Annotated in this window: 24 protein-coding genes and 1 tRNA gene; 1 reads left to right on the top strand and 24 read right to left on the bottom strand. The window is 42.9% G+C overall.

The window, feature by feature from the left end:
• Positions 1-135: 135 nt before the first annotated feature.
• The 6 genes from purB to purD form a co-directional block, all read right to left on the bottom strand.
• Positions 136-1,434 carry an adenylosuccinate lyase gene (gene purB / locus ADI76_RS05390; protein ID WP_049515048.1) on the bottom strand — a complete coding sequence of 433 codons (1,299 nt, stop codon included), beginning with the start codon at positions 1,432-1,434 and terminating at the stop codon, positions 136-138.
• A 160-nt stretch (positions 1,435-1,594) separates the two neighbouring features.
• A complete protein-coding gene (locus ADI76_RS05385; RefSeq protein WP_049515047.1) occupies positions 1,595-1,822 on the bottom strand; it encodes a hypothetical protein in 228 nt (75 codons plus the stop codon).
• A gap of 13 nt (positions 1,823-1,835) precedes the next feature.
• Positions 1,836-2,471 carry a YdcF family protein gene (locus tag ADI76_RS05380; RefSeq protein ID WP_049515046.1) on the bottom strand — a complete coding sequence of 212 codons (636 nt, stop codon included), beginning with the start codon at positions 2,469-2,471 and terminating at the stop codon, positions 1,836-1,838.
• Positions 2,472-2,495: 24 nt separating this feature from the next.
• Positions 2,496-3,587: a 5-(carboxyamino)imidazole ribonucleotide synthase gene (gene purK, locus ADI76_RS05375; protein ID WP_049515045.1), complete on the bottom strand. Its 1,092-nt coding sequence runs from the start codon at positions 3,585-3,587 to the stop codon at positions 2,496-2,498.
• Complete coding sequence (purE, locus tag ADI76_RS05370) at positions 3,574-4,065, bottom strand: 5-(carboxyamino)imidazole ribonucleotide mutase (RefSeq protein ID WP_049515044.1); 492 nt, start codon at positions 4,063-4,065, stop codon at positions 3,574-3,576. Before purE ends, purK begins: the two co-directional genes overlap by 14 nt.
• A gap of 199 nt (positions 4,066-4,264) precedes the next feature.
• Positions 4,265-5,530, bottom strand: a complete 1,266-nt coding sequence (gene purD / locus ADI76_RS05365) for a phosphoribosylamine--glycine ligase (RefSeq protein ID WP_049515043.1) — start codon at positions 5,528-5,530, stop codon at positions 4,265-4,267.
• Between the two features lie 182 nt (positions 5,531-5,712).
• Here purD and ADI76_RS05360 point away from each other — a divergent pair, with 182 nt between their 5' ends.
• Positions 5,713-6,732, top strand: a complete 1,020-nt coding sequence (locus ADI76_RS05360; protein ID WP_049515042.1) for a GBS Bsp-like repeat-containing protein — start codon at positions 5,713-5,715, stop codon at positions 6,730-6,732.
• A gap of 54 nt (positions 6,733-6,786) precedes the next feature.
• Here ADI76_RS05360 and purH read toward each other — a convergent pair whose 3' ends face one another.
• The 18 genes from purH to ADI76_RS05270 form a co-directional block, all read right to left on the bottom strand.
• Entirely contained in the window at positions 6,787-8,334 is a 1,548-nt protein-coding gene (purH, locus tag ADI76_RS05355; protein ID WP_049515041.1) for a bifunctional phosphoribosylaminoimidazolecarboxamide formyltransferase/IMP cyclohydrolase, read from the bottom strand.
• A 74-nt stretch (positions 8,335-8,408) separates the two neighbouring features.
• On the bottom strand, positions 8,409-8,963 hold the full coding sequence (gene purN / locus ADI76_RS05350) for a phosphoribosylglycinamide formyltransferase (RefSeq protein ID WP_049515040.1): 555 nt from the start codon (positions 8,961-8,963) through the stop codon (positions 8,409-8,411).
• Positions 8,963-9,985 (bottom strand): phosphoribosylformylglycinamidine cyclo-ligase, encoded by a 1,023-nt coding sequence (gene purM / locus ADI76_RS05345; RefSeq protein ID WP_049515039.1) that lies wholly within the window; start codon positions 9,983-9,985, stop codon positions 8,963-8,965. The genes purN and purM overlap by 1 nt, the downstream gene beginning before the upstream one ends.
• Before the next feature lie 210 nt (positions 9,986-10,195).
• Complete coding sequence (purF, locus tag ADI76_RS05340) at positions 10,196-11,635, bottom strand: amidophosphoribosyltransferase (protein WP_049515038.1); 1,440 nt, start codon at positions 11,633-11,635, stop codon at positions 10,196-10,198.
• A gap of 12 nt (positions 11,636-11,647) precedes the next feature.
• On the bottom strand, positions 11,648-15,373 hold the full coding sequence (locus ADI76_RS05335; RefSeq protein ID WP_049515037.1) for a phosphoribosylformylglycinamidine synthase: 3,726 nt from the start codon (positions 15,371-15,373) through the stop codon (positions 11,648-11,650).
• Positions 15,374-15,584: 211 nt separating this feature from the next.
• On the bottom strand, positions 15,585-16,292 hold the full coding sequence (purC, locus tag ADI76_RS05330) for a phosphoribosylaminoimidazolesuccinocarboxamide synthase (protein WP_049515036.1): 708 nt from the start codon (positions 16,290-16,292) through the stop codon (positions 15,585-15,587).
• A gap of 150 nt (positions 16,293-16,442) precedes the next feature.
• On the bottom strand, positions 16,443-16,691 hold the full coding sequence (locus tag ADI76_RS05325; protein WP_023920024.1) for a phosphopantetheine-binding protein: 249 nt from the start codon (positions 16,689-16,691) through the stop codon (positions 16,443-16,445).
• 3 nt (positions 16,692-16,694) lie between these two features.
• Positions 16,695-17,690, bottom strand: coding sequence for a phosphate acyltransferase PlsX (plsX, locus tag ADI76_RS05320; protein ID WP_049515035.1), 996 nt, complete (start codon positions 17,688-17,690; stop codon positions 16,695-16,697).
• Positions 17,687-18,466, bottom strand: a complete 780-nt coding sequence (gene recO / locus ADI76_RS05315) for a DNA repair protein RecO (protein ID WP_049515034.1) — start codon at positions 18,464-18,466, stop codon at positions 17,687-17,689. Before recO ends, plsX begins: the two co-directional genes overlap by 4 nt.
• Positions 18,450-19,631, bottom strand: a complete 1,182-nt coding sequence (locus tag ADI76_RS05310; RefSeq protein WP_049515033.1) for a pyridoxal phosphate-dependent aminotransferase — start codon at positions 19,629-19,631, stop codon at positions 18,450-18,452. Before ADI76_RS05310 ends, recO begins: the two co-directional genes overlap by 17 nt.
• A 156-nt stretch (positions 19,632-19,787) precedes the next feature.
• Positions 19,788-20,639: a class B sortase, LPKTxAVK-specific gene (srtB, locus tag ADI76_RS05300; RefSeq protein WP_049515031.1), complete on the bottom strand. Its 852-nt coding sequence runs from the start codon at positions 20,637-20,639 to the stop codon at positions 19,788-19,790.
• Between the two features lie 88 nt (positions 20,640-20,727).
• Positions 20,728-21,390: an LPKTxAVK-anchored surface protein gene (locus tag ADI76_RS05295; RefSeq protein WP_049515030.1), complete on the bottom strand. Its 663-nt coding sequence runs from the start codon at positions 21,388-21,390 to the stop codon at positions 20,728-20,730.
• A gap of 282 nt (positions 21,391-21,672) precedes the next feature.
• On the bottom strand, positions 21,673-21,813 hold the full coding sequence (locus ADI76_RS11540) for a hypothetical protein (RefSeq protein WP_193390725.1): 141 nt from the start codon (positions 21,811-21,813) through the stop codon (positions 21,673-21,675).
• 48 nt (positions 21,814-21,861) lie between these two features.
• Positions 21,862-22,836: a ribose-phosphate diphosphokinase gene (locus ADI76_RS05290; protein ID WP_021154183.1), complete on the bottom strand. Its 975-nt coding sequence runs from the start codon at positions 22,834-22,836 to the stop codon at positions 21,862-21,864.
• Positions 22,837-23,017: 181 nt separating this feature from the next.
• On the bottom strand, positions 23,018-24,259 hold the full coding sequence (pcsB, locus tag ADI76_RS05285) for a peptidoglycan hydrolase PcsB (protein ID WP_049515029.1): 1,242 nt from the start codon (positions 24,257-24,259) through the stop codon (positions 23,018-23,020).
• Positions 24,260-24,352: 93 nt separating this feature from the next.
• The gene (gene mreD / locus ADI76_RS05280; RefSeq protein WP_049515028.1) at positions 24,353-24,853 is read right to left on the bottom strand and encodes a rod shape-determining protein MreD; all 501 of its coding nucleotides are present in this window, start codon (positions 24,851-24,853) and stop codon (positions 24,353-24,355) included.
• A 1-nt stretch (position 24,854) separates the two neighbouring features.
• Entirely contained in the window at positions 24,855-25,673 is an 819-nt protein-coding gene (gene mreC, locus ADI76_RS05275) for a rod shape-determining protein MreC (protein WP_049515027.1), read from the bottom strand.
• A gap of 62 nt (positions 25,674-25,735) precedes the next feature.
• A tRNA-Ser gene (locus ADI76_RS05270) sits at positions 25,736-25,823 on the bottom strand.
• Between the last annotated feature and the right edge of the window lie 65 nt (positions 25,824-25,888).

Genomic DNA, 25,888 nt, shown 5'->3' with positions numbered 1-25,888 from the left:
AAAAGCTGATGAAATCAGCGTAGTAGAGCCCACTCAACCACTGCGTCTTGCTCGACAATCCAAGAACAATTAAGAGGCTAGGACTTTTGTCCCAGCCTCTTTCGTCTATTTTTCAAATTCCCGTTTTTCTTGCGATTAGTCACCCAAACCGATGCGTTCAAAGATCTCATCTACCCGTTTGGTATAGTAAGTTGGGTTGAAGATTTCGTCGATTTCTTCTTGAGTCAGGCGTGATGTCACCTCTGGATCCGCTTCAAGAAGTGGTTTGAAGTCGACTTGGTTATCCCATGATTGGGCAGTCTTCGGTTGAACAAGGTCGTAAGCTTGCTCACGCGTCATACCTTTTTCAATCAAGGTCAACATGGCACGTTGGCTGAAGATCAGACCAAAGGTTGAATTCATGTTACGGATCATGTTTTCTGGGAAAACTGTCAAGTTCTTAACGATGTTTCCGAAACGGTTGAGCATGTAGTCAATCAAGATGGTTGTGTCTGGTGTGATGATCCGCTCAGCTGAAGAGTGGGAGATATCCCGTTCGTGCCAAAGAGAGACATTCTCATAAGCTGTGACCATGTGCCCACGAATCACACGCGCAAGACCTGTCATGTTTTCAGAACCGATCGGGTTGCGTTTGTGAGGCATGGCTGAAGACCCTTTTTGACCTTTGGCAAAGAACTCTTCCACTTCACGTTGTTCAGATTTTTGAAGACCACGGATTTCAGTCGCCATACGCTCGATAGAAGTTGCGATGCTAGCAAGAACTGCAAAGTACTCAGCGTGAAGATCACGAGGAAGGACCTGTGTAGAGATTTCTTGAGCACGAATACCGAGTTTATCACAGACGTATTTTTCAACGAATGGTGGGATATTGGCAAAGTTACCAACCGCACCAGAAATCTTACCAGCTTCCACACCAGCAGCCGCATGCTCGAAACGCTCAATGTTCCGTTTCATTTCGCTGTACCAAGTGGCCAATTTCAAACCAAAAGTTGTCGGCTCAGCGTGCACACCATGGGTACGACCCATCATGATAGTGAACTTGTGTTCTTTCGCTTTGTCAGCGATGATGTTGAGGAAGTTTTCAAGGTCCTTGCGGATGATGTCGTTGGCTTGTTTGTAGAGGTAACCATAGGCCGTATCTACCACGTCAGTAGATGTCAAACCATAGTGAACCCACTTGCGCTCTTCGCCAAGCGTTTCAGAAACCGCACGTGTGAAGGCCACCACATCGTGACGAGTTTGTTGCTCGATTTCCAAAATACGGTCGATGTCAAAGTCCGCCTTTTCACGAATCAAAGCTACATCTTCCTTAGGGATTTCCCCCAACTCAGCCCATGCCTCGTCAGCCAAGATTTCCACCTCAAGCCAAGCACGGTATTTATTTTCTTCTGTCCAAATGTTCGCCATCTCAGGGCGAGAGTAACGTTCGATCATGTTTAATTTTCCTTTCTGTTGATGTTTCACTTAAGTGGGGCGGACGTCAGCAGCTTCCTCCGGAATCTCATGACTAAATCTCGAGCCTGAAGTCTCAAGATTTCCGTCGCTTACGCTTTCCCCACGGCGTGAAACATCGGTTTAACGAATAAAAGTCGTTTTATTCAAATTCTTCTTTCCCAATCCACACAGATGGATAATGATCTAGTGTATTCAAATCCGTATCCAGCGGGACATCATAGATAGCCAAATAGTTATCAGGATATTGTGCAACTAGCTCTTCATACTTAGCTTTCACTTTTTCATGATCACTACTAGCATACCAGACTTCGACGACTGCTCCAGTCTTTTCTTTTTCAACAAATGCGTTGACGATGAGTTGAATCATAAAACCTCCTAAATCACAATTCAATGTCTAACTTTAAAATATCTCCTTTTTCTCCATAATGGAGAAGCCGCAGATACTCTCCCCAAACTCTGGACTTGCCAATGTCTGTTTTCATCCAGCTGTCCCGACCAATCTCAACATCCTTGTAAAAGGCATTGAAGGTATATGGGATGTAGCGAAGATGCTTTGGTAAGTGCTGAGCCAAGGTTCGCCATTGCCTACCAGTCGCGTGACTTTTGCAAATGAACATAACTGTCTCAACAGTATTAAAATCAAAAATTTCTTTAGAAAACAATACGTTTTCTAAAGTATTGCTAGAGGAGTTTTCAAATTTAATCGTTTCTTCAGGAATGCCTGCAGCCAGCAGATGCTGGATAATAACCTCTGCCTCTGTATGTCCATTCCAATCTGGATGAGGTGCCCCTGTCAAACTTCGGCCACCGGTCACAATGATTTGTCTTACATAACCTTTTTGATGTGCCTCAATAGCTTTTTCCCAGTGGCCTGGGTGAGTCCCACTGAAAACAAATAAAACATCACACGGCTGAGGTTCGATTATTTTCCCAAAAACACTCTTAGTCAAAAAGGAGATTTCTTTATTAGAGAACTCTTTCGGAACTTCTGGACTTTTCGGAATAATCGGTTTCATCTATAACATTTCCTCCACAGATTTTTAAAAATCAATTCCTTTCCCAAACTCCTCAACCTCATCCGGCACATCACTAAACAAAGTCACATGTCCCATCTTGCGGTTGTGCTTCGCTTCTAGTTTACCATATAAGTGGAGGTGGGCGCTTGGATTTTCTGTCACATATGTTTCAGCAACCTCGACATGCTGGCCGAGGACGTTGAGCATGACTGCTGGAGCATGGAGGTGGATTGCTGGAAGTGGTGCACCGAGGACACCCAAAATATGGGTATCGAATTGCGAGAAGTCGCAAGCTTCAATTGAGTAGTGACCTGAATTGTGCGGACGTGGTGCAATTTCATTGACAATGATGTCATCAGCAGTCGCAAACATTTCCACACAGAGCGTTCCAGATAGCTTGAGCTGTTCTGCGATTCGCACCGCCATAGCCTTGGCTTTTTCAGCTAGACTTTCTGAAATGCGAGCAGGCACAATGGTTTTTGAAAGAATGTTGTTGCGGTGAATATTTTCCTGAACGGGGAAAACCGTCACATCCTTGCCATTTCCTGACACAATGACAGAAATCTCCAGGTCAAAGTTGACGAATTCTTCCAAAACGCAGTCGGCTGAATCCGCTAGTGCATAGGCTTCTTCTAAATCTTCCGCTGAACGAATAACCTTCTGACCATGGCCGTCGTAACCACCTGTCGCTGTCTTTAGGACATAGTTTTTCGACAGGTCAATATCTGCCAAGTCTTTGCTAGAAGTCACGACCTTGTAAGGTGCCACAGTGACTTGAGCCTTGTTTGACAAAAAGTCCTTTTCAAAAATACGGTTTTGAGAAATGCGAAGCAGGTCGGTCCCTTGTGGGAGCTGGCCTTCTTTGATAACAGCGTCAAGGCCGTCAGCGTCAACATTTTCAAATTCATAAGTGAGAACATCACAGCGATCTGCCAACTGACGAAGAGCATCCACGTCGTCGTATGGGGCTACGATGACCTCAGACACACGAGAAGATGGACAATCTGCTGCAGGATCAAGGGTAATAACCTTATGCCCCATGTAGATAGCAGAAATGGCCATCATCTGCCCCAGCTGGCCACCACCAATGATGCCGATTGTTTTAGTTGAGCTCATTTGTAGACTCCTCTGCAATTTTTCCTTGCTCTTCAGCGAAATCCGCTAACGCTGTCGCAATAGCCTGGTCCTCTACTGAAAGGAGACGGAGGGCAAAGAGGGCCGCATTAGTCGCACCAGCTTCACCGATCGCCATGGTTGCGACTGGCACACCACCTGGCATCTGAACGATAGAATAAAGCGAATCCACACCGCTAAGGGCACGTGATTTGACTGGTACTCCGATGACTGGAAGGGTTGTTTTTGCTGCTACCATGCCTGGCAAGTGAGCTGCACCACCAGCACCTGCAATGATAACCTTGATGCCACGGCTACGTGCTTCTTCTGCATGTTTGAACATGAGATCCGGCGTCCGGTGTGCGGAAACAACTTTCTTTTCGTAAGCGACACCGAAGTTGTCGAGGACTTCAGCGGCTTTTTGCATGGTTGCCCAGTCGGATTTTGAGCCCATGATGATGGAAATAATTGGTTTAGTCATATTTTTCCCTTTTTCTTTTTTTGATAATGGTCTTAGGTGGTGGGGATGGAAGCAAACCTTCGGTTTCATTCCTAAACTTTGAGCCTAAGGTCTCAAAGTTTCCCCCGACCAGAACAGATGCTGTTCTGGTCTTTTCACCACGGCGACCACTATCCTATTCTAGCTCGCTTTCGCTCGCCATTGACAAATATAATGCCTGTTAATCTTTTATCGCCTTACTACCGATATCCGTACGATAGAACAGGCCTTCTGTGTTTTGTTTGTTGAGTTCGTTGTAGATAATGTTTTGGCCGTCTTTGACGGTGTCTGCTGTTGTGACGAGCATGTAGACACGTCCGCCGTTTGAGAGGAGGTCTTGGCCATTTTCAGCAAATTTAGCTCCAGCATAGTAAGTGATGATGTCGCCTTCTGTCTTGGTAGGAAGCTTGACACCTTTCTCATAAGCGAGTGGATATCCGTTTGATGCTACAACCACCCCCAGTGTCACACCCTTGTCCGTCCAAGTGATGGCTGGCTCTTTGCCATCCAAAATGTCAGTGATGTTTTGTGCAAAGTCAGATGCCAAACGAGGCAAGATGATTTGCGTTTCAGGATCGCCAAAACGTGAGTTGAACTCGATGACTTTCGGTCCATCAGCTGTCAAGATAAGACCAGCGTAAAGGACACCAAGGTACGGACGGCCTTCTTTAATCATACCTTCAAGAACCGGCTTGACAATGGTGTCAACCGCTGTGTCAACTACGCTCTGTGGCAAGTGAGGAACCGGCGCATAGGCACCCATTCCGCCAGTGTTAGGGCCCTTGTCACCATCGTAGGCACGTTTGTGGTCCTGAGCCGTTGGCATGATATAGAACTTGTCCCCGTTGACAAAGGCAAAGAGAGAGAACTCTTCCCCGTCAAGGAATTCCTCGATGACCACACGCGCACCTGAATCACCGAATTTATTGTCCAAAAGCATCTCGTGAGCGGCTTCAACTGCTTGCTCAACCGTCTCCGCAACGACGACACCTTTACCTAGGGCCAATCCGTCTGCCTTGACGACGATTGGAGCGCCTTTTTCCTCGATGTAGGCCTTGGCTTCCTCGAAATCTGAAAAGGTGCCATAAGCTGCTGTCGGAACGTCGTATTTGACCATGATTTCCTTAGCGAAATCCTTAGACCACTCCAGCTCTGCTGCTAATCTTGTAGGACCAAAGGCTTTGAGACCAGCTGCATTGAAATCATCCACGATTCCAGCTGCAAGGGCATCATCTGGGCCGATAAAGGTCCAAGCAATATCGTTCGCTTTTGCGAAGTCAATCAGCTTAGAATGTTCGGAAATTCCGATATTGATCAAATCCAGACCATCTAATCGCATCCCGTCATTACCAGGAGCCACAAAAACCTGCTCAACGTTTGTAGACTCCAACAATTTCTTAGCAATCGCATGCTCACGACCACCAGATCCAACAACCAAAAGTTTCATCTCAAACCTCTTTTGCGAATTATTTTATTAAATTATATCATAATCGTTCGTTTTATTCTAATGATTTCAGCAAAAGCCTCCTATTTTTAGTAGAATCCAAACATTTTTTGCCATTTTCTCCTATTTCTCATTTTTTTCCGAATAGTATAGGTGAGACCTACTAATTGACGAAAAGGAGTATTATGCAAACGATCAAAAAATTTCTCGTACTGACTTGTGCGACATGGGGGATGCAAGCCTCTATTGCTCATGCAGATCAAACGACCAATGCCATCTATGCCGAAAAAGGGCAGCTGATGATTCATCTTGGAAACGTCCCAGCGAAGTACCAAAAGATTCAAGTTCCCATCTGGTCTGATCAAAATGGCCAAGATGACCTGATTTGGTATCCTGTGGAACGAAGTGACACCGGATTCAATCTAGAAGTACCTTTAATCAACCATTCTGATCAAGCTGGACTTTATCATGTCCATGTCTATGGGGTGGAGGCAAATGAGCAACTAACCGGCCTCTACCCTCTCACGACCAGCGTCCAGCAAAAAGACCTGGCTTCCTCCCAGCCCAAGATCACGATCACACCCATCTCCTCACAAGAATTCGAGATAGACCTGAAGTTATTCGAGGATGTAGAGGAGATTGTTTTCCCGATCTGGTCTGAAGAAAATGGGCAGGATGATCTGGTTTGGTATCCAGCAAAGAAGATGGCCCCTGGACATTTTCAACTGCGCTTTCAAGCTCAAAAACACAAGGGAAGCGGGCTATTTCACCTACACGTCTACCAGAAAAAGAAGGGGCAACTGCAAGGCATGTTCCCAACTACCTTCCAAGTCGAAAAGGCAAAGCCAAAGCTCACGCCACTCGCGACACACCCGGGAAACACCTATCCGATCGGTGAATGTACCTGGGGAGCCAAAGAATTAGCCCCTTGGGCCCACAACTGGTGGGGAAACGGTGGCATGTGGGCAGTTAGTGCACGCGCTGCGGGATTCCGGACTGGAAACAGCCCAGAGGTCGGTGCCATCGCCTGTTGGGACAATGGAGGATATGGCCACGTCGCTCTTGTAACAGATGTCGAACACGACCAAAAAATTCAGATCCAAGAGGCCAATTACAACGGCCATCGCTATATCGACAACTTCCGCGGTTGGTTCGACCCGACCAATCCCGTCTGGGGAACAGTCACCTATATCTATCCCGATTAAGGTCTTCATGACCAGCAGAAAAGGCACCCATCCATTGATGCGTGCCGTTTTTGATTAATGACGGAAGTGACGAACCCCTGTAAAGATCATGGTCAAGCCGTATTTATTCGCAGCTTCGATTGACTCTTGGTCACGGACGGAGCCCCCTGGCTGGATGATGGCCTTGATCCCTGCTTTGGCGATTTCTTCCACGTTATCCGCAAATGGGAAGAAGGCATCTGAAGCAAGAACAGCGCCGTCAAGACGGTCTTTAGCTTGATCAATGGCGATACGGACGGAAGCCACACGGTTAGTTTGACCAGGGCCAACACCAAGTGTCATATGATCATTAGTTACGATGATACCATTTGATTTGACGTACTTGATAGCTTTCCAAGCAAACTCAAGAGCTGTCGCTTCTGTCTCAGTTGGTTGACGTTTCGTCACCACTTGCCAATCCGCTGGACTTTCTTTCACCACGTCTTGGTTTTGAACGAGGAGTCCACCAACCACGCCTGTGTATTCTGCTTCCACTTCGCTAGCATCTTGAGCGTCAAATGGCAAGGCAAGGATCCGCAAGTTTTTCTTTTTGTTGGTCAAAATAGCTAGCGCTTCATCTGTATAGCTTGGTGCGATGATGATTTCAAGGAAAACGCCGTGCATCTTCTCAGCTGTCGCAGCATCTACCTCACGGTTAAGAACGACGATCCCACCAAAGATAGACACCGGATCAGATTCATAAGCGTAGTCCCAAGCAGTCTCGATGTCATCAGCCTGACCGATTCCACATGGGTTCATGTGTTTGAGAGCCACAACGGTTGGACGGTCTTTAAAGTCACGGATAATCCGAATCGCAGCATCCGCATCACGGATATTGTTGAAGGACAATTCTTTCCCGTTCAACTGTTTAGCGGATGCAATGGAGTAAGCCGTTGGCAAGGCTTTTTGGTAGAAGTCTGCGTCTTGTTGAGGGTTTTCACCGTAACGCATTGGTTGCTTAAGGTCATAAGTCAGAGTGAGTTTTTCAGGTTTGCTTTCACCCACTTGAGCTGTGAAATACTCTGCAATCAAGGCATCATAAGCCGCTGTGTGACGGAAAACCTTAGCCGCTAAACGTTGGCGAGTTTCATAGCTTGTTTCGCCATTAGCTGCCAATTCGTCAAGCACAACAGCATAGTCAGCAGGGTCTACAACAACGGTCACGCTAGCGTGGTTTTTTGCTGCTGAACGAAGCATTGATGGACCACCGATATCGATGTTTTCAACTGCGTCAGCGTAAATTACGTCTGGTTTGAGAATGGTTTCCTTGAATGGGTAAAGGTTTACCACAACAAGGTCAATCAATTCGATCTTATTGTCCTTAGCCGCTTGAAGGTGACTATCGAGGTCACGACGAGCGAGAAGACCACCGTGGATATTTGGATGGAGGGTCTTCACACGACCGTCCATCATTTCTGGGAAACCAGTCACATCGTCAATGGCGATAGTGTCTACCCCAGCATTGTCAAGGGCAACTTTGGTACCACCTGTTGAGATGATATCCCAACCAAGTTTTTTAAGTTCTTGGGCAAATTCAACGATGCCCGCTTTGTCTGAAACACTAATTAGTGCGCGTTTAGTCATTTTCTTTCTTTTCCTTTTTAAAAAAGTTCTTTATCTGCTACATTCGAAAATGTTCTTTCCGATCAATGGCTTCCTTATTTTCGTGCTACTCCCAAACGTTCCAAGACTTCTGGATAGAGTTTGTACTCTGTTTCATGGATGCGAGTTTCGAAAGTATCAAGGGTATCCCCTTCAAGGCGTGGCACACGGACTTGTTTGATGACCTTCCCAGTATCAACGCCAGAATCCACCCAATGAATGGTCACACCACTCTCAGCAACACCTGCATTCCAAGCATCCTCAATACCATGAGCACCTGGAAATTCAGGGAGATAAGCTGGGTGAATATTGATGATACGGCCTTCATAAGCTGCTAGCAAGGTTGGGCCGACGATTTTCATATAACCGGCCAAACAAACCAAATCAATCTGGTGATCATCCAAGAGTTTGACGATAGCCTCTTCATAAGCCGCTTTATTGTCAAATTCCTTGAGTTCAAAGGTATGGCTAGCCACACCAAGGTTTTTCGCACGTTCTAAGACATAGGCATCCCGGTGATCTGAAAAGACAAATTCTACCGGAAATTGTTCTGCAATCACCTGAAAGTTTGAGCCGTTGCCAGAGGCAAAAACAGCAATCCTTTTAGTCATTATTTAATCACCACACTTGCGCCATCTTTCTTCACAATACGACCGATTTCATAAACAGGTTCGTCAAGAAGTTCTTTGACACGTTCCACATTTTCTGGTTTCACCGCAAGCATGAGACCAATCCCCATGTTGAAGATTTCAAACATTTCTTCATGTTTGATTTGGCCATATTTTTCAAGGGCTTTGAAAATTGGAAGAACAGGGACTTTGCTTTCGTCAATTTCAGCAGCCAAGTCATCAGCGAACATCCGTGGGACATTTTCGATGAAACCACCACCTGTGATGTGGGCAATCCCATTCACCAATTCTTCTTTGATCAATGGCAAAGCTGCTTTGACGTAGATACGAGTTGGTTCCAAAAGAACGTCTTTGAGTTTCTTCCCTTCCAATTCTGGGAGAACTTCCTCACCTGTGTAATCCGCAAAGACACGACGAACAAGTGAGTAACCATTTGAGTGGATACCGCTTGAAGCAAGTCCCAGAATTACATCACCTGCTGCTACTTTTGAACCGTCGATGATTTGAGATTTTTCTGCAACACCGACTGCAAAACCAGCCAAGTCATAGTCGTCTTCACCATACATACCAGGCATTTCAGCCGTTTCACCACCAATGAGGGCTGCACCAGCTTGTACACACCCTTCAGCCACACCAGCAACAACTTGTTCTAGTTTGGCTGGTTCATTTTTACCAGTTGCGATATAGTCTAGGAAGTAAAGGGGCTCAGCACCTGCAGCGATGATATCGTTAACACACATAGCCACACAGTCTTGACCGATCGTATCGTGTTTGTCATACTTGATAGCCAGCATCAGCTTAGTACCAACACCATCTGTTCCTGAGATCAAAACGGGTTCTTTAACACCTGTTTTTGAAAGGTCGAACATGCCACCAAAACCACCAAGAGCTCCCATGACACCCGCACGTTCCGTACGAGCAACGTGTTTTTTGATCCGTTCAACAACCTCATAACCCGCTTCAACATCCACACCAGATTGAGCGTATGCATTCTTATTTGTCATTTTTTAATCCTTTTCTTTTTTTGAGAAAGAGTGCGACGTATTTTTAGATAAACAATTATTTTATCTAAAAATACTAGTCAGGTCTCTAGCTTTGGTCCCATAGGGCAAAGCGTCTACTGACAAATGCTTTAGCTTTTAGTCAGTAGTGAGACGTGGAGCATAAGCATTTTTATTTGTCATTTGTTTCATTCCTTTTCTTTTGCACTGCTCTTAATAGAAAGAAGTATGTTCTTTCAAACTTTCCACATAGCGTTCTTCGTAGTCATACAAAGGTGTTGGATATTTTCCATCAAAGTAAGCCACACAAAGACCGCCATTCGGGGCATCTGTATCGATTCCAATAGAATCAATCAAACCATCGATTGACAAATACGTCAAGCTATCTGCACCAATAATATCGCGTGTTTCCTCTACTGTATGATTGGCAGCAATCAATTCCTTACGTGTTTGAATATCAATCCCGTAGAAACATGGATAAGCCAGAGCTGGACTACCGATTGCTACGTGAACCTCTGTTGCTCCTGCTTCTTTTAGCAAATTAACGATCCGACGTGAGGTCGTCCCACGTACGATAGAATCATCGATCATGACAACCCGTTTGCCTTTAACAACACCGGATACGGCAGAGAGCTTCATACGAACCCCTTGCTCACGCAATTCTTGTGTTGGTTGGATAAAAGTCCGTTGGGTGTATTGGTTTTTAATCAAGCCCATTTCATTTGGTAGGCCAGATTCTTCCGCAAATCCCATGGCTGCGCTAAGTGATGAATTAGGCACACCAACGACAATATCTGCTTCATGTTTGAATTCACGTGCTAATTGAGCCCCCATACGTTTACGGGCTGTATGGACATTCACGCCTTGGATATTGGAGTCCGGACGGGCAAAGTAGATATACTCCATCGAACAAACAGCCAATTGGGTGTCCGTTGTATAGTTATCGTAAGTAATGCCATTATCATCAATGATCACGACTTCACCTGGATTCACATCGCGAATCCACTCAGCACCAACCACTTCAAAAGCACAGGTTTCAGAGGAAACTACGATGGCGCCATTGGCCATTTTCCCAATCGAAAGAGGACGGAAACCATTTGGATCCAAGGCCGCAATCAGCTTATCTTCCAGCATGAGAAGATAAGCAAATCCACCTTTCACCGTATTTAAGGCTTCTTTCACCTTACCCATGAAGGATGGGTTGTGGCTCCGACGAATCAAGTGAGCCAAGATTTCTGAATCAGAAGTTGAGCTAAAGATCGCGCCGTTATTTTCTAACTCCCGTTTGAGGGACTTGGCATTGGTCAAATTCCCGTTGTGAGCAAGTCCAAACTGGGTATCATGAAAGCGAAAGAGGAAAGGCTGGATGTTATCCACCGAAGCTTCCCCAGCTGTCGCATAGCGAACATGTCCAATCGCACCCGTCCCTGTCAACTTATCCAAGTTAGCAGGATTTCGAAACACCTCTGAGAGAAGCCCCGTATCACGATACCGTTTTAATTGACCCGCATCATTTGAAAGGATCCCTGCCCCTTCTTGACCACGGTGTTGAAGACTGTGTAATCCGAAATAAGTCAGTTTTGCAGCATCTGGGTGTCCCCAGATCCCAAAAATACCACATTCTTCATTAAGAGATTTAACTTCGTATGTCATTTTGTATACCTTTTATTTTCCAGTAAAGTATTTAACCGCTGACGCAAAGAGATGTTGATCTTTATTTCCTGGAATATTTTGGAAGAGACCGTCTTCAAAACGTTCTGAGTGTCCCATCTTCCCGATGATTTGACCGTTCTTACTTGTGATACCTTCGATCGCATTGACAGAACCATTTGGATTGTATTTAGAATCCATGCTTGGTTTACCTTCGAAGTCAACATATTGGGTAAAGATTTGACCATTGTCACGAAGCTCTGCAAATTCTTCAGCTGTCACGACAAACTTCCCTTCACCGTGTGATACTGGAATGGCATGGATGTCACCAACTTTCACGCCTGCAAGCCATGGTGAGTTCGTGTTGGCAATCCGTGTTTCAACCATCTTGGCCACGTGTTGGTTGGCGTCATTGTAGAAGAGGGTTGGACTCGTGCTGCTCGCATCTTCAAAGTTACCATATGGAAGGAGGCCAGATTTGACAAGAGCTTGGAATCCATTACAGATACCAATAATCAAACCACCACGTTCGATGAAGTGATCAATGGCTGCACGTACTTTTTCATTGAGCAAGATGTTCACGATAAATTTAGCTGATCCATCTGGTTCATCCGCTGCTGAAAAGCCACCGGCAAAGAAGATAATATTAGCTTTTTCGATGTTGTCAACCATGGTGTCAACGGACTTGACAATTGCTTCTTCATTCAGTGTGACAAATGGTACCAAGTTGACTGTTGCACCTTCTTTTTCAAAGGCCTTAGCTGAATCGTACTCAGAGTTCGTACCTGGGAACACTGGGATGTAAACCACTGGTGTCTCAACTGTTTCTTTAGCTTTGATAACAGCATCTGATGCCACAGCAGGTACTTCTTCCAACTCAGTTGCTTGTGCAAATTCCGTTGGGTAAACCTCTTCCAATTTACCTTGGAAGGCACTGTCAAGTTTGTGTCCATCAAGCGTTACACCATTGACAGCAAGTGTAAAGTCAGCTGCTGTTTGTCCAATCTTGGCAACACCTGAAATATCTTCCGGAGATGTGAAGACGAATCCACCCAATTGAGCTGTCAAGCTGGTGTCAAGGGCAGCTAATTTAACAGTGGCACCGATATGGTTCCCAAATGTTGCAAGGGCAAGAGCTTCAACCACACCACCGTATTTGACAGCGGATGCAGATGTGACTTTGTGAGTTGCTTGGATGGCTTCAAATTGAGTAAAGTTAGACTTGATAAGATCAAAGTCAATTTCTTGTGCCAAAGCTTGACCTGGAATATAGTAAATATTTTCACCAGCAGCTTTAAATTCTGGAGAAAGGACCTTACGGCTATCTGCAGTTGTGACACCAAAAGCAACTAAAGTTGGTGGTACTGTCAATTCTTCAAAGGTACCAGACATAGAGTCTTTCCCACCGATAGACGGCAAACCAAGTTGAATCTGAGCTTCAATGGATCCAAGAAGAGCTGCTACTGGTTGACCAAAACGCTCTGCTTGTTTATCCATCCGCTCGAAGTATTCTTGATAAGAGAAGCGAGCCTTAGACCAGTTTGCACCAGCAGCAACCAAACGAGCAGTTGCTTCGATAACTGCATAAGCCGCACCATGATATGGAGACCATTCTGCCACATAAGGGTTGAAGCCTTGCGCCATGACAGAGGCAGTTGTTGTCACACCATGTTGAACTGGCAATTTCTGTACAGAAGCTTCCGTTGGTGTGATTTGGTAGCGACCACCAAGTGGGTGATTGACTGTTGAACGACCAACTGAGCTATCAAAGATCGTTTGTAACCCTTTTTGACTGGCATGGTTCAGGTCAGCCAAGACTTCAAGCGTATCTGCCTCAAGGGTCTCAGCAGATGTTTGACGTTCTTCTGGAAGCTTGACATCCTTGTCAACCACCTTAGCATTTACAACCACACGTACACCGTTTGTATCAAGGAAACGACGTTCCAAATCAACGATGGTTTCCCCATTCCAGTGCATGACAAGATTTGGTTTTTCAGTCACTGTCGCAACAACAACAGCGTCAATATTTTCTTTATTACATGCTGCAACGAAGGCGTCTACGTCTTCTGGACGAACTACAACGGCCATCCGTTCTTGAGATTCAGAGATAGCAATTTCGGTACCGTTCAAACCTTGGTATTTCAATGGCACTTTGTCTAAATCAATTTCAAGACCATCTGCCAATTCACCGATCGCCACACAGACACCACCAGCACCAAAGTCATTTGATTTCTTGATCAGACGTGTCACTTCCCCATTGCGGAAAAGACGTTGAATCTTACGTTCTTCGATGGCATTCCCTTTTTGAACCTCAGCACCAGCTGTTTCAACAGATTCAACCGTTTGAACTTTAGAAGAACCTGTCGCACCACCGACACCGTCACGTCCAGTCTTACCACCGAGCAAGATAATCACATCACCAGCTTCAGGTTTTTCACGGACCACATTTTCCTTAGGAGCCGCACCGACAACAGCACCTAGCTCCATACGCTTAGCAACGAAACCTGGGTGGAAGTATTCACGGACATAGGTTGTTGCCAGACCAATTTGGTTCCCATATGAAGAATAACCGTGAGCCGCTGTTTTAGAAATCACTTGTTGTGGCAATTTACCAGCACGAGTTTCAGCAATTGGAGCCGTGATATCGCCAGCACCTGAGATACGCATAGCTTGGTAAACGTATGAACGCCCTGACAATGGGTCACGAATGGCCCCACCGATACAAGTAGCCGCTCCACCAAATGGTTCAATCTCCGTTGGGTGGTTGTGGGTTTCGTTCTTAAACATGAGAAGCCATGGCTCTTTGACACCATTGACATCCACTTCAATTTCAACAGAGCAGGCATTGATTTCATCAGACACTTCCATGTCGTCCAAACGACCATTGGCACGCTCGTAACGACCAAAAATAGTCGCCATATCCATCAAGGTTTGAGGTTTTTCGGTACGTCCCAATTCATCACGCATGGCAATATACTTGTCATAAGTCGCTTGCAATTGTTTTTGGAATTTAGAAGCTGAGAAGTCGATGTTTTTCAACTCAGTCTCGAAAGTTGTGTGACGGCAGTGGTCAGACCAGTAAGTATCCAACACCTTCAACTCAGTCTCAGTTGGCACACGACCAATAGACTTGAAATATTCTTGAATGAAGAGAAGGTCATCCACTTCCATAGCCAATCCTTGCTCTGCTTTATACTTGGCAAAATCTTCTGCCCTATAAGTTTCAAAGAAATCCAAGCTTGGAATGGTCTTGTCAGACTCAGAGAAATCCTGTTTCGCAATACCAACAGTGATATCTTTGAAACGAGAATCCACTGGGTTCAAGAGGTAGTTTTTGACAGCTTCCAACTCATTCGCATCAATATCCTTGTTAACTAAGTACAGTTGCGCTGTGTTCACCGTTACATCATTTGAACTACCAAGCAAAAGCAAAGCTTCTTGTGAAGATGCCGCACGTTGGTCAAATTGACCAGGCAAACTTTCGATCGCAAAGAAAGCATGCTTCTCAAGATCAGCCTTAACCGCAGCTTCATCCAAAACAGTATCGGTCACTTGCTCAGAGAAGATGTGTTTTTCCGCACGCGCAAACAAGTCCTCTGCCAAACCAAAAACATCGTAAACCTGAACAATCCGAAGATCCTTCAAGGTTTTCAACTGAAGATTATGCTGTAATTCTTTTACTAAAGAGTCCGATTTCACACGAAAATCAGCTTTTTTCTCAACGAAAATACGTTTATCCATTTTATTTCCTTTATCTATTTCTACTTAAAGATTGTAGTGAAGACCAAGTATTCTATTTGTAAAAGGCTACTTCAATCCTTGCAATTTTTCCAATACAACTTCATAAACATCTGTCAAGCTACCAAGATCACGACGGAGTGAAAAGGTCTAGTAGACCTTTTCAGCCTGAGTCCTTTTACTTGAAAGACGAAGGTTTTCCGTTTCAAAAAGATTACTTCAAGCCCTGTAATTTCTCCAACACAACCTGATATACATCCGTTAAACTGCCCAAATCTCTACGGAAGACATCCTTGTCCATATGGTGCCCTTCCGCATCCCAAAGGCGGCAGTTATCTGGTGAAAATTCATCTGCCAAGATGATTTTGCCATCCTTATCAAAACCGAATTCCAATTTGAAGTCAATCAAACGAAGACCAATTTGTGCAAACCAATCTTTCAGCAATTCATTGATACGACGCGTTTCTTCCTTGATATAGGCAATTTGTTCGTCGTTAGCAATATCCAAAAACTTCACATGCTCGTCATTGATGAATGGGTCATCCAAATCATCGTTCTTATAGTAAAATTCAACGATTGGAGTTTTTAAGTCCAAACCTTCTTCCACGCCAAAACGTTTAGAGAAAGAACCCGCCGTCACATTACGAAGAACAACCTCCAAAGGAATGATTTTCACTTTCTTGTTAAGTTGTTCAGTATCAGAAATACGTTCGATAAAGTGAGTAGCTACTCCCGCAGCATTCAATTTTTCAAAAATAAGAGACGAAATCTGATTATTTAGCACACCTTTTCCCTTAATCGTCTCCTTACGAGCCCCATTTAGCATGGTTGCCTGGTCCTTATAGACCGACTTAATCACATTTTCGTCCTCAGTAGTATAGATATCCTTAGCTTTTCCAGTATAAATCAGTTGATTGGTCATGACTTTGTTCGCCTTTCGTATTTTATCACCTTCATTCTATCACATACAAAGTGGATTTTCAATAAATTTCCGTACAATATAGGCAGAAACCGAATGAAAAGGACAGAAAAAAAGATCATCCAGAACAATCTCTGAACGATCCCTTTTCAACTAGTTACTAGCAGTTCGTTTTTCGATATAGTCAACGACATCTCCTACCGTGTTAAAGTCATCAATAGCCTTGTCTGGAATCTCCAATTGGTATTCATCCTCAAGATTGATAATAAATTCCATCAATTCAACAGAGTCGGCTTGTAAATCCTTGCGCAAATCTGATTTCAAAGAAACTTGGAAATCTGGTCCCTTGCGGTCTTTGAGAAATTCCTCAATTGTAGCTAAAATTTCGTTTTGTTTACTCATACATTATCCTTCCTTCGATAATTCCTTCACTGATTTTCCAACAACATCTGTCTCTAACATAGTCCGAATCTGACGAATGGTACTATAGACTGCTTTTGCATCACTCGAACCATGCGTTTTAACAACAGGTGCTTGAAGGCCAAATAAAACCGCTCCTCCAACATCTGAGAAATCCAAGGTTTGTTTCAATGATTTCAACCGGTCCTTGAGGAGAAAAGCTCCTAGTTTCGCCTTCCAGTTTCCAGTAGCAATTGCTTGTTTCAGTTGCTTCAAGATTCCAAAAGCTGTTCCTTCCATCGTTTTCAAGACAGCGTTTCCCGTGAAACCATCTGCCACAACAACATCTGCAACACCATCCATCAAATCACGCGCTTCCACATTTCCAACAAAATGAATCGACGCATCCTCAGATAACAATTGGTAAGCTTCCTTGCGCAAAGGATCTCCTTTACTAGCTTCTGTCCCATTGTTCAATAGACCCACGCGTGGTTTTTGAATCCCACGAACGTTTTCCGCGTAGTAAGACCCCATCACAGCATACTGATGCAAGTGCTCTGATGTATTTTCCGCATTGGCACCTAAGTCCAACATGTCATACCCGCGACCATCAACCGTCGGAAGTGTGGACATCAATCCAGGGCGTTCCACCCCTTTGATACGGCCAACGATAAAGAAGCCTGCTGCCAACAAAGCACCTGTATTTCCTGCAGAAAGCATGGCATCCACCTCACCAGCCTTCACATCCTTGGCAGCCAAGACCATAGAAGCTTGCTTCTTCCGACGAATAGCACGTGTCGGCTCATCATCTGAATCAATTTTTTCTTCCGTATGCACAATCGATACACGCTCTGTTGCTGTTAAATAGTTTTTGATTTTTGCTTCATCGCCATACAAGACAATCTCAATATCATCAAAATCACGAATGGCTTGATTCACGCCTTCTACCAAGGCTTGAGGTGCATTATCGCCCCCCATTGCATCTACTGCAATTTTTTTCATGTTTCACCTCCAGATGAATCTTTCATAATCGCTCCCCAATCACTTAAGGAATCGATAAACTTTTTAGCTTTTAAATGGATCCCTACATACTCCTCATACAACTGATCCATCGCCTGACGTAGAGCTGCTTTCATCTCCGCTTGTAGAGAAATCGTCTCTAGCTCACTGAATCGCACTGCTTGAAACTGATCCAATAAATAGAGAACATTTGGGTGCCAGTGGGCACGTCTCTCATCCCGATCATAATGGTCTGGGCAAAGCACTCCACTATACCGGAAGGAATAGTCAAAAGGAAGACCAATCCGATGGCAGAAACAACATTCATGCAAGTTCAAGACAACCCCAAACCGAGATAGAATCTGAATCTCAAAAATATTGGTCAAAACCTCATAATCCAGTCCCTCTTCCATCAAAGACAAGGTCTTCTCCAAAAAAGCAAACAAGGCCGGATCCACCTGATTATCAAGAATACTGGCATCCGCAAGCGCCAGAACATAGGTCGCATAAGAAAGGGCAAAAAGATCTGCATTGATTTTCTTATAAACCTGCACATCTTGAAAATCATCAATATAACTCAACCCATCATCATTGATTTTTAGCAACATATCCGCCGTTACCAAAGGTTGTAACATGGGATTCAACCGTGATTTTCCCGCATGTTTCACAAAAAACATCCGCTTACCTGACTTCTCCGTGAAGATCTTGACCAATTTATCATCCTCACGAAACTCCCGATTATACAGCACTATGCCCCGGGTCTCAATTGACTCCAGCATGTTCTTCCATATACTCCTTCAAGCGTTTCATAGCTTCCTTGATAACCTCCATACTGGCCGCATAAGACAGGCGCACATAGCCTTCGCCATATTGACCAAAAGCAGCCCCAGGAATAAAGGCAACCGCTTTTTCACGCGCAAAATCTTGTAAGAAGGCAAAGGAATCCTGATTGTAACCAGCTGGGATTTTAGCAAAAATATAAAAGGCTCCATCTGGCTTAATCATCTCAAATCCAAGCGCGGACATCTTTTCAATAATATAATCCCGACGTTTCACATATTCCTGCTTCATCGGCTCTGCATCATCCCGACCAGCAGTCAGGGCCTCAATCGCAGCATACTGGTTCATCGTTCCAGCAGCCGTTACCAAATACTGATGACTCTTGATAAGTTGGGCCGTCAATACAGCCGGAGCAAAGATAAAGCCAAGTCGCCAGCCTGTCATGGCATGAGACTTAGACAAACCATTAATGACAATAGTCTGCTCAGGAATGAAGGATGCCATAGAGACATGCGCTTCTCCAGTATAAGTTAGCTCTGAATAGACTTCATCACAAATCACAAAGACTTCATATTTTTTTAGGACAGCAGCCAATTCTGCCATCTGTTCGCGCGAATAAGTGACACCCGTTGGATTAGCTGGATAATTGAGAATAACAGCCTTCAATTTTTCACCCTGCTCTAGAATCGCCTTTTCCAACTTTTCAGGAGTCAAGACAAAACGATCTGCTGTCGTATCAATTTCGACAATTTCCGCCCCAACCAAATTCACAATCGGTTCATAACCAGGATAAGCTGGCGCTGGGAGTAGCACTACATCCCCAGGTTCCAAGATCGCTGTCAAGGTGGCAGATAGGGCTTCAGTCGCACCAATCGTCACCAATATCTCATCCTCAGGACGGTAGTGAATACCATACTTGTCAGCCACAAACTGACTTGCAGCCTCACGCAAAGCCAGTAAACCACTCATCCCAGTGTAATGGCTAAAATTCGCATCAATTGCAGCCTTTCCTGCTTCTTTTACATGTTCAGGAGTTGTAAAATCCGGTTCCCCCAACGTCAAACGCAAGACACCAGGAATGGAAGAAATTGATTGATCGAACTGACGAATCAAAGAAACTTCAATCCGATTCAGATTTTTATTAAAACGTTTCGTTAAATCCATAGAACACCTCCAAAAACACTTATATTCATTATACTATAAATAGGACCCCATCGCAAAAGAACAAGCCAGATCCCCATCTTTTGTTCACCATCAAAGGACATTTCAATAATTCTTCCATACAAAAAAAGACTTAGCATTGCTAAGCCTTTCAGATCCTTATTGTTGACCACGTGTTGCCACATATGTCAATTGATCTGCATGTTTCGCCACAAAATCCTTCATTTCTGAATCAGGAATTTGACGAAGATAGAGGTTCGCACGAATGGTTTCATCCTCTTCACGACAAGTTGACAATACTAAATATTTATCAGATGCCTTGATCTTGATATTTGGATTCTTAGTTTGCCCATCTTCATAAACCTTCTTCAACTGAGTCGTAAAGTCTTTGTCGTCTTCAAAGCTAGTACGATAGAAAGCAGTTGTTTCAGGTACAATCACCAAGCACATAGCTTCATAATAATACTTGCGCTCAGGCGTCTCAATGACAACATACGGATGTTGATCAAAGTATTCTTGCTTGTCATAGTAGTTGACATCGTTAAACATACGATGATCACCAACCTTACTACCACGAGCATGACCAAATAACCAAGTCAAACGATCACTAAAATCCTTCTTATTATCCGTGTCCATGAAGACTGTACCCATATAGGGTTGATTTCCACCATCAAAAGTCTTATCCAAGTATGTTGCATTATCTCCTGTTTGAACGACAGGTTCATCCAACTCTGTACCTGGAGCATAAACATAAGCAATTGCTTCAGGGTTAACAGCCGTTAGTTGGTCAAAGCGATTCTTTAGATAATCTTTTTCTTCTTGACTAGGTTCATATTTCACAGCTTGGGTAGAAGAACTGCTACCAGAAGAAGCTGCTTTCTTAGTTGCGTTAGATGTTTTTCCACCAAATGGATTAAAGAATAAAAATCCAGCTACAATAACAACTATTGCTACTATAGAAGCAAATAGAAGAGCAAATTTATTTGAACTTTTTTCTCCAGCTCTTTTCATTTAATTGATCTCCTCAAAATGATTTTTCTAAAAAATAACACTGAGCCCAAGGACTCAGTGATATTTTTATGAGCTAATTAATTAGAAATTATTTAACTGCGCTTGTTTTTGGAAGTGATTTTTCACCAGCTTTAGCAGATGAAGCTTTACCGTCTTTACCGTCTTTACCAGCTTTAGCTGCTTCAGCTTTTTCTTCAGCTGCTTTAGCTGCTGCTTTAGCATCTGCAGATGCAGGACGCAATGAACCACTTACTGCAGTTGCGTAGAATCCGCTAGGAGTATTAGCACCAGCTTCAACCTTAACGTCTACCAACCATTTAGTTCCATCATGTGGGTTTGTAACTTCGATTGTTTGGATACCAGGTTGAGTACGGAAAGTACCATGTTGGCTACCATTCCATAGGTCAAGACCTTGAGTGAAATATTCAGGTGCTGGAACAGCAGTTAATTCTTTAGATGTATCAGCAAATTTGTTTCCATCGTAGTTTGCAGTAGAAACATCACCTTTTTTATCAACTGGAGTACCTTTGCCGATAGATGGGTCAACTTGAGTAGCACCTGGGTGTTTTTCTGTAGCTGAAGATGCCGGTGCGGCTGGAGTTGCTTCACCTTTAAGTTCACTTAAAGTAGGTGTGTCTCCACCTTTTTCAGTTTTATAAACTGGACGTCCTGTAGTATCTGCTGCGAATGCTGGAGCTGCTGCTGCAAATACTGCAAGAGCTGCTACTGATGATAATAAAACTTTTTTCATTGTTTTATCTCCTTTTATAGTTTAAAAATATTCGTTACTTCGTAACTATGATTAGTATACTAGGATATTCTGCCTATGTCAAGACTTTTTCTAGATTTTTTTAAAAAAATTTAAGATTTCTTCATATTTGATACCCAAAATTACGATTTAGAGATATATTATACTCTTTTATTTTTAATAACGGAGTTTTGATTAGAAAAAAGCTCACAATTTGGAACGACTATCTTTTTTCTACACACCTTATATAGTCTAGTTAGTAATAGCACAAATACTTCGTCTTACTTATTTCACAGCCCTATTCTCTGGCAATTTCTTCTTGGGCAAACTGGGATCAGCCTTTGCTTCTAGTTCTTTAGCTGCTTGAACCAGTTTTTTCCGTTCCTTTTCTTTTTTTAGATCTTGCCACCATTTTCTGATTTCCATTTGTATTTCCTCCTAAACAAAAGAGGCTGTTTTTCAGCCTCCTTATTGTTAACATTTTTTGGCATTTCCGATTTCAAAAAGAGGTGAAAGAGGACGATTTTCATGAATGCGAACAATAGCCTCTGCAAGGAGTTTCGCAATCGAAATTTGCTCAATCTTATCAATCAATCGATCTTCTGGTAGATAAATCGTATCCAATACAACCAGCTTCTTAATGGCTGATTTTTGAATATTGTCCATCGCTGGGCCCGATAAAACTGGGTGCGTACAGCTCGCATAAACTTCAACAGCACCTGCTTCTGCAAGGGCATCCGCCGCATGACAGATTGTACCAGCTGTATCAATCATATCATCAATCAAGATACAAGTTTTACCTTCAACACTCCCAATGATATTCATCACTTCACTCGTATTCATCTTATCGACACTCCGGCGTTTATCAATAATCGCAATCGGTGTCTTCAAAAATTCAGCTAATTTCCGAGCACGAGTCACACCACCATGGTCTGGACTGACAACAACATAGTCTTTTCCAATCATGCCGCGACGTTCGAAATAGTCTGCGATCAAAGGCGCACCCATCAAGTGGTCAACAGGAATATCAAAGAAACCTTGAATTTGAGCAGCGTGCAAATCAATTGTCAACAGACGATCAACTCCAGCAACCTCAAGCATATTAGCTACCAACTTAGAAGTGATTGGTTCACGAGCCCGAGCTTTCCGGTCTTGACGAGCATAGCCGTAATACGGCATCACCACATTAATAGATTGCGCACTAGCCCGTTTCAAGGCATCTACCATAATCAAAATTTCCATAAGATTATCATTAACCGGTGAGCTAGTGGATTGCAAAATATAAACATCTTTCCCACGGATTGATTCTTCAATATTAACCTGAATTTCTCCATCAGAAAATTGACGAACCGTTGACTTTCCAAGCGGTAGTCCCATTTCGCGAGACACACGTTGAGCCAATTCTTGATTTGACGACAAAGCAAAGAGCATTAAATCAGAAAATGACATGATTTCCTCCAGTAAAATCTAAAAACCATATTGTACAGTCAGCACAAATTTCTCCTGTAAACATTTTATCTCTTTTTAAGCAAATATTCAAATATTAATTTATGGAAAATACAAAATCCGGCCCTACTGACACTCTTTCAAAAAAAAGAAGCAGAACAACTGTCCTGCTTCATGGTAATTCTTAGTTTGGATAGATATAAGTTACAGTACCTTGAGCTGTTGTTGGGTTGAACCAACCACGGTAATTTCCAATACTACGGATACCGTTATAGTTAGATTCAGAAACTTGGATACTTGTTGTAGATTGAACAGCTGTAACGACTGCTACGTGTCCATAGCCACCATCATTCCAACATGCAATAGCACCAACTTGTGGTTGAGATCCTGTACGGAATCCAGCAGCCGCTGCACTTGCAGCCCATTGACCGCCGTTGCCCCAGTAATCGCCAGCCCATGGAGCCAATGTCTTCGCACCCCATGTACATTCACCAACTGGATAAGATGATGCAGATGTACTATAAGTTGGACGAGAAGTAGTTGCTACTGGAGCTGCTGCTGCTTGAGTTTGAACAGCAGGTTGAGCTGCTACTGATGTTTGTGCTGCCGCTGGGGTTGCAGCAGGTGTTTGTGCTGCTGCCTGAACTTGTGCTTGAAGGGTAGTATTTGCAGAAGCTTTCACAGCTGCTTGTTGTTCCTTTTGTTTTGCACGGTAAGCTGCTTCGGCTGCCGCTGCTGCCGCTGCCGCTTTTTCAGCTTCAGCTTTTTGTTGCAACAAAGCGTTCTTTTCGTTTTCAGCAGATGATTTTTCAGCTGCCAAATTCAATTGTGCCACTTTCAACTCAGCTTCTTTTGTTGACAAAGCTTGCGCATCATCTTCTAATTGCTGTTTGTTTGCAATAACAGTATTGATAGCGTCGTTGTTTTCTTTTTGTTTTTGTGCAATGTCTTCTTTATCACGTTTTTGCTCTTGCAACATTTTGTTGTTAGCATCTGCAATTTCATTCATAGCAGAAATACGTGAGATAGCTTCTGTCAAAGATCCAGAGCTAACAATCGCATTAATATAGCTTGTTGCAGTCCCAGTTGTTTGAGCACTACGTGCTTGATTTGCAAGTGATTCTTGACGAGCAACAATATTTTTTGACAACTCATCGATCTCAGCTGACAATCGTTCAGATTCTTCATTCAAACGGTCATTTTCAGCTTGAAGATTTTCTTGTTGTTGTTTAATTTCAGATACTTGACCTTGGATTTGATCTACCTGGGCTTGTGCACTTTGTTGTTGTTGATTAATACTATTGATTTTGTTATCTTGAGCAGCAATCTTATCATCTGTTGAGTCAGCTGATACACCTGCTACAACAGCACCTTGTGATAAAGCAACTGTACTCAATAAGATTGTGGCAAATATTTTTTTCTTCATTAGATAAATTTTCCCTTTCTAATAAGACACTAACTAGTATAACAAATTTTTTAAAAATTTATATTACGCTATTGTTACATTTTTATTTCGAGTTTATAAATAAATCTTTTCAAGTAAAGGCTGTAATACGATCATTAGAAGCACATTCAAAATTAAACTAGGCGCAATTTGATGGATAATGAGAGTAATCCAGTTGAATTTTATACCAACAAAAATAACCAGAAGAAGATTGGTTGAAATCTGAAATATTAGAATCGTTAATAAAAATGTAAAAAAACGAGTAAATCGATTGACCAAAATAATCTGATTACACCGATAAAAAATCACCTGTAACAAAGGGAAGACTAGGAAGGCAATTCCTATAGTGCGTAAAAAATACACATCAAAACAAAAACCAAAGAGGATTCCCAACCAAATACTAGCTATCTCCGAGAAATAGAGGCTCAGTAACATAAAACCATATAGAAATAAAAATGAAGTAGGTTCAAAGGAGCTTGGACTGAAACGAGAAATAAGAAAAGAGATTTGCCCATCAACAAATAAAGATATAAACAAGAATAAAGGAAAAAAATGGTACTTACGTATTACTTTCACACTACTCTCCAATCAATAGTACATAACGATTGACATCTAAATTAGCCTTTGGTTTCACACGAATTTCTTGCCCTAACTGATCAGATACCTTTTGAGTGGAAGTCACAGTCCCAAGAGGTAAGTCACTACTCTTGTATTTCCCTAAGCCACTTGTTGAAACGAGTGTTTCTTTTTTAATTTCAATTGGATCTCCAATTTGCAACAACCGAAACTCACCCGTCTTCCCATCATAACCATTTAATAAAGCAAAAATAGATTGACCTTGACTCTCAATTCTAAACATCAGGTGTTGTGAAGAAATAGTATCTTCAACCAATAATTTTACATTACTAGAATTTTTCTCAGTACTATCTACTATACCAATGACCCCGCCAGATGAGAGAACAAACATGGAATCAGTAATTCCATCTATACTACCTTTATCAATTACAAATTCCTGATCCCAAGAACTATAATTACGGTCAATAATCTCACTAACAATATATTTGGAACCAGATGCAGAATTTTTGATTGACATCAAGTCTTTCAATTCCTTATTTTCTGATTCCAAACGACTAAGTTTTGACTGGTCAATATCCTTTTGATAAAGACGTGATTTCAAAGAAAGATTTTCATCATTTAATTCAGATAAATTTTTTAAATCATTTGCCTTAGATTCAACAAGAACAAATGGTACCGATACAGCCTTATCAACAATAGCTAATAGATCAGAAGAAGTTGAAACAATCTCATTTCTAACAGATGGGAATAGAAATAAAATTCCTGAAACAGTCAAAACAAACACCAAACTAAAAACTTTTAAGAAACGATTCAAGAACATAGAAAAAACCTTCAAAAATATAAAAAATAGTTTGAGACGTCATCTCAAACTTCAAAATTATACGGAGAATGGGGGATTCGAACCCCCGCGCCAGTTACCCGACCTAACGATTTAGCAAACCGTCCTCTTCAGCCTCTTGAGTAATTCTCCAAAATGGGCACGAGTGGACTCGAACCACCGACCTCACGCTTATCAGGCGTGCGCTCTAACCACCT

Origin of the sequence: Streptococcus parasanguinis, assembly GCF_001074805.1 — a bacterium.
Classification (GTDB): domain Bacteria; phylum Bacillota; class Bacilli; order Lactobacillales; family Streptococcaceae; genus Streptococcus; species Streptococcus parasanguinis_A.
The sequence above is the reverse complement of the archived record's forward strand: the minus strand, read 5'-3'. Positions and strand labels throughout refer to the sequence as shown.

Bases quoted from the DNA above. Each gene is read 5' to 3' on its own strand.
- purB (WP_049515048.1), bottom strand. From the start codon at position 1,434: ATGATCGAACGTTACTCTCGCCCTGAGATGGCGAACATTTGGACAGAA.
- ADI76_RS05385 (WP_049515047.1), bottom strand. From the start codon at position 1,822: ATGATTCAACTCATCGTCAACGCATTTGTTGAAAAAGAAAAGACTGGA.
- ADI76_RS05380 (WP_049515046.1), bottom strand. From the start codon at position 2,471: ATGAAACCGATTATTCCGAAAAGTCCAGAAGTTCCGAAAGAGTTCTCT.
- purK (WP_049515045.1), bottom strand. From the start codon at position 3,587: ATGAGCTCAACTAAAACAATCGGCATCATTGGTGGTGGCCAGCTGGGG.
- purE (WP_049515044.1), bottom strand. From the start codon at position 4,065: ATGACTAAACCAATTATTTCCATCATCATGGGCTCAAAATCCGACTGG.
- purD (WP_049515043.1), bottom strand. From the start codon at position 5,530: ATGAAACTTTTGGTTGTTGGATCTGGTGGTCGTGAGCATGCGATTGCT.
- ADI76_RS05360 (WP_049515042.1), top strand. From the start codon at position 5,713: ATGCAAACGATCAAAAAATTTCTCGTACTGACTTGTGCGACATGGGGG.
- purH (WP_049515041.1), bottom strand. From the start codon at position 8,334: ATGACTAAACGCGCACTAATTAGTGTTTCAGACAAAGCGGGCATCGTT.
- purN (WP_049515040.1), bottom strand. From the start codon at position 8,963: ATGACTAAAAGGATTGCTGTTTTTGCCTCTGGCAACGGCTCAAACTTT.
- purM (WP_049515039.1), bottom strand. From the start codon at position 9,985: ATGACAAATAAGAATGCATACGCTCAATCTGGTGTGGATGTTGAAGCG.
- purF (WP_049515038.1), bottom strand. From the start codon at position 11,635: ATGACATACGAAGTTAAATCTCTTAATGAAGAATGTGGTATTTTTGGG.
- ADI76_RS05335 (WP_049515037.1), bottom strand. From the start codon at position 15,373: ATGGATAAACGTATTTTCGTTGAGAAAAAAGCTGATTTTCGTGTGAAA.
- purC (WP_049515036.1), bottom strand. From the start codon at position 16,292: ATGACCAATCAACTGATTTATACTGGAAAAGCTAAGGATATCTATACT.
- ADI76_RS05325 (WP_023920024.1), bottom strand. From the start codon at position 16,691: ATGAGTAAACAAAACGAAATTTTAGCTACAATTGAGGAATTTCTCAAA.
- plsX (WP_049515035.1), bottom strand. From the start codon at position 17,690: ATGAAAAAAATTGCAGTAGATGCAATGGGGGGCGATAATGCACCTCAA.
- recO (WP_049515034.1), bottom strand. From the start codon at position 18,466: ATGCTGGAGTCAATTGAGACCCGGGGCATAGTGCTGTATAATCGGGAG.
- ADI76_RS05310 (WP_049515033.1), bottom strand. From the start codon at position 19,631: ATGGATTTAACGAAACGTTTTAATAAAAATCTGAATCGGATTGAAGTT.
- srtB (WP_049515031.1), bottom strand. From the start codon at position 20,639: ATGAAAAGAGCTGGAGAAAAAAGTTCAAATAAATTTGCTCTTCTATTT.
- ADI76_RS05295 (WP_049515030.1), bottom strand. From the start codon at position 21,390: ATGAAAAAAGTTTTATTATCATCAGTAGCAGCTCTTGCAGTATTTGCA.
- ADI76_RS11540 (WP_193390725.1), bottom strand. From the start codon at position 21,813: ATGGAAATCAGAAAATGGTGGCAAGATCTAAAAAAAGAAAAGGAACGG.
- ADI76_RS05290 (WP_021154183.1), bottom strand. From the start codon at position 22,836: ATGTCATTTTCTGATTTAATGCTCTTTGCTTTGTCGTCAAATCAAGAA.
- pcsB (WP_049515029.1), bottom strand. From the start codon at position 24,259: ATGAAGAAAAAAATATTTGCCACAATCTTATTGAGTACAGTTGCTTTA.
- mreC (WP_049515027.1), bottom strand. From the start codon at position 25,673: ATGTTCTTGAATCGTTTCTTAAAAGTTTTTAGTTTGGTGTTTGTTTTG.